The organism is Streptomyces sp. NPDC020362 (assembly GCF_040642095.1).
Classification (GTDB): Bacteria; Actinomycetota; Actinomycetes; order Streptomycetales; family Streptomycetaceae; genus Streptomyces.
In genome coordinates this window covers 42,404-48,984 of sequence record NZ_JBFAET010000055.1, presented here as the reverse complement: position 1 = coordinate 48,984, position 6,581 = coordinate 42,404, and the positions used below count along the sequence as shown (strand labels likewise).

6 protein-coding genes are annotated in these 6,581 nt (G+C 70.2%); 3 read left to right on the top strand and 3 right to left on the bottom strand.

Going from position 1 to position 6,581, the window contains the following annotated elements:
• Positions 1–58: 58 nt before the first annotated feature.
• Positions 59–583 (bottom strand): DUF4245 domain-containing protein, encoded by a 525-nt coding sequence (locus tag AB0H32_RS21280; protein ID WP_361122709.1) that lies wholly within the window; start codon positions 581–583, stop codon positions 59–61.
• A 126-nt stretch (positions 584–709) separates the two neighbouring features.
• On the opposite strand from AB0H32_RS21280, the gene glpX reads away from it, so the two are divergent.
• Complete coding sequence (gene glpX / locus AB0H32_RS21275; protein WP_361122706.1) at positions 710–1,744, top strand: class II fructose-bisphosphatase; 1,035 nt, start codon at positions 710–712, stop codon at positions 1,742–1,744.
• Positions 1,745–1,900: 156 nt separating this feature from the next.
• Here the strand turns inward: glpX and AB0H32_RS21270 are convergent, their stop codons facing one another.
• Both AB0H32_RS21270 and AB0H32_RS21265 read right to left on the bottom strand, forming a co-directional pair.
• Complete coding sequence (locus AB0H32_RS21270; protein ID WP_116147887.1) at positions 1,901–2,275, bottom strand: WhiB family transcriptional regulator; 375 nt, start codon at positions 2,273–2,275, stop codon at positions 1,901–1,903.
• Positions 2,276–2,449: 174 nt separating this feature from the next.
• Positions 2,450–3,145 (bottom strand): DUF1707 domain-containing protein, encoded by a 696-nt coding sequence (locus AB0H32_RS21265; protein ID WP_361122703.1) that lies wholly within the window; start codon positions 3,143–3,145, stop codon positions 2,450–2,452.
• Positions 3,146–3,313: 168 nt separating this feature from the next.
• Between AB0H32_RS21265 and AB0H32_RS21260 the strand changes: the two genes are divergently transcribed.
• A complete protein-coding gene (locus tag AB0H32_RS21260; protein ID WP_361122700.1) occupies positions 3,314–4,987 on the top strand; it encodes a fumarate hydratase in 1,674 nt (557 codons plus the stop codon).
• A 165-nt stretch (positions 4,988–5,152) separates the two neighbouring features.
• Complete coding sequence (locus tag AB0H32_RS21255) at positions 5,153–6,538, top strand: class II fumarate hydratase (protein WP_361122697.1); 1,386 nt, start codon at positions 5,153–5,155, stop codon at positions 6,536–6,538.
• The last annotated feature ends 43 nt before the right edge of the window (positions 6,539–6,581 follow it).

Below are 6,581 nucleotides of genomic sequence, written 5' to 3'. Positions count from 1 at the left end.
GGCCCCCAGCAGCGTCGCTGGGGGCCTCCTGCGTGTGCGCGTGCAGGCGCGGGTGCGCTCACTGGATCTTCAGCGCGGCCGCCATCGTGGTCAGCTGGTCGAAGGGGGCCGTGCCGGCCACCACCGTCGTGGAGCCGGGGGTGCCCTCCAGCACCAGGGCGTCGTAGCGGCCGCCGGTGTAGCGGGTCCACATGCGGTCGCCGATCTTCTCGGTCCGCTTCGTCGCCGAGGCGCCCTGGCTGGCCTGGTCGATGAAGTCGGCGCGCTTCTGAGTCGACTGCTCGACCTGCACGTACTGACCGCCGGGGGCCTGGAAGCCGAGGTGCCAGCGGTCGGAGTCCTCGCCCTGGTAGCGCACCGAGGTCGCCTTCCAGGCCGCGGGCAGCCCCTCCGGAGCGGCCACCGGGTAGCTCGCCGCGCGGCGGGCCGTCGACAGCTCGACCCGGTAGTCGACCCGCTTGAGGTCGGGAGCGTGATCGCTGTGCGGCACGAGGAGATAGATGAACCCCGCCGCCAGCCCGATGAGGGCCAGGGAGAGGATCATGTCCCGGACCGTCTTCTGCTTGCCGTTCGAACCTGCCACGCCCTCTATCGTCGCAGGTGCCCGGAGCGCTCATACGTGGGGTCCCCTGCTCATTTTGTCTGCCTAACGATAGAGTCGGAACCACACCCTCATCCGGCCGTCGTCGTATCAGAAAGGTGCGCTCCGATGACCGAACATCATCATCTGCCGTCCGAGCTGGACGTCCCCTCCGAGGCGCCCGACCGTAACCTCGCCCTGGAGCTCGTCCGGGTGACCGAAGCCGCGGCGATGGCCGCCGGCCGCTGGGTCGGGCGGGGCGACAAGAACGGCGCCGACGGCGCCGCGGTGCGCGCCATGCGGACCCTCGTCTCCACTGTTTCCATGAACGGCGTCGTCGTCATCGGAGAGGGTGAGAAGGACGAGGCGCCGATGCTCTTCAACGGGGAGCGTGTCGGCGACGGCACCGGGCCCGAGGTCGACATCGCGGTCGACCCCATCGACGGCACCACCCTGACGGCCAAGGGCATGCCCAACGCCATCGCCGTCCTGGCGGCCACCGAGCGCGGCGCCATGTTCGACCCGTCCGCCGTGTTCTACATGGACAAGCTGGTCACCGGCCCCGAGGCCGCCGACTTCGTCGACATCAACGCGCCCGTGTCGGTGAACATCCGGCGGATCGCCAAGGCCAAGCGGTCCGCGCCCGAGGACGTCACGGTCGTCATCCTGGACCGGCCCCGGCACGAGGGCATCATCAAGGAGGTCCGTGAGGCCGGCGCGCGCATCAAGCTGATCTCCGACGGCGATGTGGCCGGCTCGATCCTGGCGCTGCGCGAGGGCACCGGCATCGACCTGCTGCTCGGCATCGGCGGCACCCCGGAGGGCATCATCTCGGCCTGTGCCGTGAAGTGCCTCGGCGGCACCATCCAGGGCAAGCTGTGGCCGAAGGACGACGCGGAGCGTGCGCGGGCCATCGACGCCGGGCACGATCTGGACCGGGTGCTGACGACCGAGGACCTGGTGACCGGAGAGAACGTGTTCTTCGTCGCCACCGGTATCACCGACGGTGAGCTGCTGCGCGGGGTCCGGTACCGGTCGGAGACCGCGACCACGGATTCGATCGTGATGCGGTCGAAGTCGGGGACCGTGCGGCGGATCGACTCCGAGCACCGGCTGCGCAAGCTCCGGGCCTACAGCGCGATCGACTTCGACCGGGCCAAGTAGGCCGGGCAGCGCCTGATCAGAGGGAGCTGCGCGTCTGCCGGCGGGTGCGAGTCCGCCGTGGCTGATCGCGCGGTTCCCCGCGACCCCGTTCGGGGATGCGCCCTCTGTGCGGAGAGGGTGCATCCCCTGTTTTCCTTCCCAACCCGCTGTACGGCCCTAACCCGCTATGCGGTTGGCCGTCGCCCTGGTCGCCTTCTTCAGTTCCATCTCGCGCCTGCGGCGCCTCGCCAGCACCACGCGGCGTTCCGCCGCGGTGAGGCCGCCCCAGACGCCGTAGGGCTCGGGCTGGAGGAGCGCGTGTTCGCGGCACTCGACCATGACGGGGCAGCGCGCACAGACGCGCTTGGCCGCTTCCTCGCGTGACAGGCGCGCGGCCGTCGGCTCCTTCGACGGGGCGAAGAACAAGCCTGCCTCATCGCGCCGGCACACCGCCTCGGTGTGCCAGGGTGCGTCTTGATCCCTGTCTCGTGCTGGCACCCGCTGGGCCGGAACAGCAGCTACCTGCAGGGACGAATGCGGCGGTTGCAGCACGGTCTACTCCTGACGACGGCTTCGCGAGTGAGCGACGATGCAGCAAGGCCTACCCGCTGTGCGCGAGCCTATGCACTGCGTTTCCAACCGCAGGCGCGTGGCGGCTTGTTCACGCCCCCCGGCGTCGGCCGCGGCCGGCACACAGCCCTCCGGTCACCGGCGGATTCGCGACCGTCAACGGTCCAGGTGTTTGCGCAACTTCCTGTCGACCTTGTCCTGCACACGCTGGATGATGTCCGCGACGAGCTTGCCCCGCTTGGGCCGCGCCTCGACGTTGCCGAGCACGGCCCACCCGTCGACGTAGACGACGGGAGCCTGGGGATCGGCCGAATCCAGTGTGTCCACCTCGAAGTTGCCCAGCACGCCGCCGCCGGTGCCGCGCAGCGACACGTTCTCCGGGACGCGGATCTGGATGTCGCCGAAGACCGAGACGGCCTTGATGACGACCTGCTGGTACTCGAAGATCGCTTCACTGAGGTCGATCTCGACGGTGCCGAAGACCGAGTACGCGTGCAGCCGGCGCCCCGCGCGCCAGCGGCCCCGGCGCACGGCGCTGCTGAGGACGGCCACCACGTTGGCGTCGGCCTGGGCGGGGACGGAGCCGGGTGCGGGCCAGGACGGGACGGGCGTGTAGGCCGGGGCCTGACTCCGGGCGGCGGGCAGGTCCCGGATGAAGACCTCCAGCTCACCGACCGTCTTGGCGCTCAGCACCCCCTCCACGCGCTCGGCGTGCTCGTCGACGGTCAGCCGGCCCTCGGCCAGGGCCTCGTGGAGGATCTCGGCGACACGGTCACGGTCGGCGTCCGAGGCGCGCAACTCGGCCACGTGCGGCGTGCTGTCCTGCGGCTGGGGGTGCTTCTGAAGGTCCACGACAGCAGCGTACCGAAACGCGATAGATCGCGACTAGGGGTACAGGCGGCCCGCGTGTCCGGCGACTGAGCCTTACCTCACAGGATTCCCGTCGGCGGCAGGTTCTACGCTGGTGAGGCCCGCCAGCGTCGGCGGGCGGCCGTCCGTCAGAGTGAGGAATGGGCTGAGATGCCTGAGTTCGCATACACCGATCTGCTCCCCCAGGGTGAGGACACCACCCCGTACCGGCTGGTGACGTCCGAGGGCGTCTCGACCGCGGAGGGGCCCGACGGGCGGACGTTCCTCAAGGTGGAGCCGGAGGCGCTGCGCAAGCTCGCCGCGGAGGCCATCCACGACATCCAGCACTATCTGCGCCCGGCCCACCTGGCGCAGCTGCGCCGCATCATCGACGACCCGGAGGCGTCGGCCAACGACAAGTTCGTGGCCCTCGACCTGCTGAAGAACGCCAACATCGCGGCGGCCGGTGTGCTGCCGATGTGCCAGGACACCGGCACGGCGATCGTCATGGGCAAGCGCGGGCAGAACGTCCTCACCGAAGGCGAGGACGCCGAGCACCTGTCGCACGGCATCTTCGACGCCTACACCAAGCTCAACCTGCGCTACTCGCAGATGGCTCCGCTCACCATGTGGGAGGAGAAGAACACCGGCTCCAACCTGCCGGCGCAGATCGAGCTGTACGCGACCGACGGCGGCGCCTACAAGTTCCTCTTCATGGCCAAGGGCGGCGGCTCGGCCAACAAGTCCTTCCTGTACCAGGAGACGAAGGCCGTCCTGAACGAGGCCTCCATGATGAAGTTCCTGGAGGAGAAGATCCGCTCGCTCGGTACGGCCGCGTGCCCGCCGTACCACCTGGCGATCGTCGTCGGCGGCACCAGCGCCGAGTACGCGCTGAAGACCGCGAAGTACGCCTCCGCGCACTACCTGGACAACGCGCCCACCGAGGGCTCGCCGCTCGGCCACGGCTTCAGGGACAAGAAGCTGGAGGAGAAGGTCTTCGAGCTGACGCAGAAGATCGGCATCGGCGCGCAGTTCGGCGGCAAGTACTTCTGCCACGACGTACGGGTCGTCCGCCTGCCGCGGCACGGTGCGTCCTGCCCGGTCGCCATCGCCGTCTCCTGCTCGGCCGACCGCCAGGCCGTCGCCAAGATCACCGCCGAGGGCGTCTTCCTGGAGCAGCTGGAGACGGACCCGGCGCGCTTCCTGCCGGAGACGACCGACGAGCACCTGGACACCTCCGGCGACGACGTCGTCAGGATCGACCTCAACCAGCCGATGGACACGATCCTCGCCGAGCTGACGAAGTACCCGGTCAAGACCCGTCTGTCGCTGACCGGCCCGCTGGTCGTGGCCCGTGACATCGCGCACGCCAAGATCAAGGAGCGGCTGGACGCGGGCGAGGAGATGCCGCAGTACCTGAAGGACCACCCGGTGTACTACGCGGGCCCCGCCAAGACCCCCGAGGGCTACGCCTCCGGCTCCTTCGGCCCGACCACGGCCGGCCGCATGGACTCCTACGTGGAGCAGTTCCAGGCGGCGGGCGGCTCCAAGGTGATGCTCGCCAAGGGCAACCGCAGCAAGCAGGTCACCGACGCCTGCGGCACCCACGGCGGCTTCTACCTCGGTTCCATCGGCGGACCGGCCGCCCGCCTCGCCCAGGACTGCATCAAGAAGGTCGAGGTCCTGGAGTACGAGGAACTGGGCATGGAGGCGGTCTGGAAGATCGAGGTCGAGGACTTCCCGGCGTTCGTCGTCGTGGACGACAAGGGCAACGACTTCTTCCAGGACCCGGCGCCGCAGCCGACGTTCACCACGATTCCGGTGCGGGGGCCGGGCCTGGCCTGACCCTGTGACGGACGCCCGCCCCCGCTGGACGCGGGGGCGGGCGTCCCGTGCCGGTCACCGGGTCCGCCGCACGGCCCCGGCGAGTCCCGGGTCACGGCGATGCCGCCGGCACCCGTGCGGCCCACAGTCCGGAACAACCCCGCCGCCACGATCGCTGTTACCGGCATGAGCGAATACCGGATCGAGCACGACTCCATGGGCGAGGTGCGTGTCCCCGCCGACGCCAAGTGGCGGGCGCAGACGCAGCGTGCCGTCGAGAACTTCCCCGTCTCGAGCCAGCGCATCGAGCGGGCCCACATCGAGGCGCTGGCGCGGATCAAGGCGGCCGCGGCGAAGGTGAACGCCCGGCTGGGGGTCCTGGACGAGGACGTGGCGAAGGCGATCCAGGACGCGGCCGCGGAGGTCGCGGAGGGGGCGTGGGACGCGCACTTCCCCGTGGACGTGTTCCAGACGGGGTCCGGCACCTCGTCCAACATGAACACCAACGAGGTGATCGCCACCCTCGCCGGTGAGCGGCTCGGCCGGGACGTGCATCCGAACGACCACGTCAACGCCTCCCAGTCGTCCAACGACGTGTTCCCCTCCTCCCTCCACATCGCCGCCACCGCCGCGGTGACCCGCGACCTGATTCCGGCGCTGGAGCACCTCGCCGCCTCCCTCACCCGCAAGTCCGAGGAGTTCGCGGACGTGGTGAAGTCCGGGCGGACGCATCTGATGGACGCGACGCCCGTCACGCTGGGCCAGGAGTTCGGCGGGTACGCCGCCCAGGTGCGCTACGGCGTCGAGCGGCTGCGTGCCTCGCTGCCCCGGCTGGCCGAGCTGCCGCTGGGCGGCACGGCGGTCGGGACCGGGATCAACACGCCGCCCGGGTTCTCCGCCGCGGTGATCGAGGAGGTCGCGCGGGCCACCGGGCTGCCGCTCACCGAGGCCCGCGACCACTTCGAGGCGCAGGGCGCCCGGGACGGGATCGTGGAGACCAGCGGGCAGCTGCGGACCATCGCGGTCGGGCTGACGAAGGTCGCCAACGACCTGCGCTGGATGGCGTCCGGGCCGCGCACCGGGCTCGCCGAGATCCGGCTGCCCGACCTGCAGCCGGGGTCGTCGATCATGCCGGGGAAGGTCAACCCGGTGATCCCGGAGGCCGTGCTCATGGTGGCGGCCCAGGTGATCGGGAACGACGCGACGATCGCCACGGCCGGCGCCTCGGGGAACTTCGAGCTGAACGTGATGCTCCCGGTCATCGCCAAGAACGTGCTGGAGTCGATCCGGCTCCTCGCCAACGTCTCGCGGCTGCTGGCCGACCGGACCGTCGACGGCATCGAGGCCGACCGGGAACGGACCCGCGAGTACGCCGAGTCGTCCCCCTCCGTGGTGACCCCGCTGAACAAGTACATCGGCTACGAGGAGGCCGCGAAGGTCGCCAAGAAGTCCCTGGCGGAGCGGAAGACCATCCGCCAGGTCGTGCTGGAGGGCGGGTACGTGGAGCGCGGCCTGCTCACCCTGGAGCAGCTGGACGAGGCACTGGACGTCCTGCGGATGACCCGTCCGTAGCAGGAATCCCGGCCGTGCCGAACCGTGACGGGCGCCGCAGCGT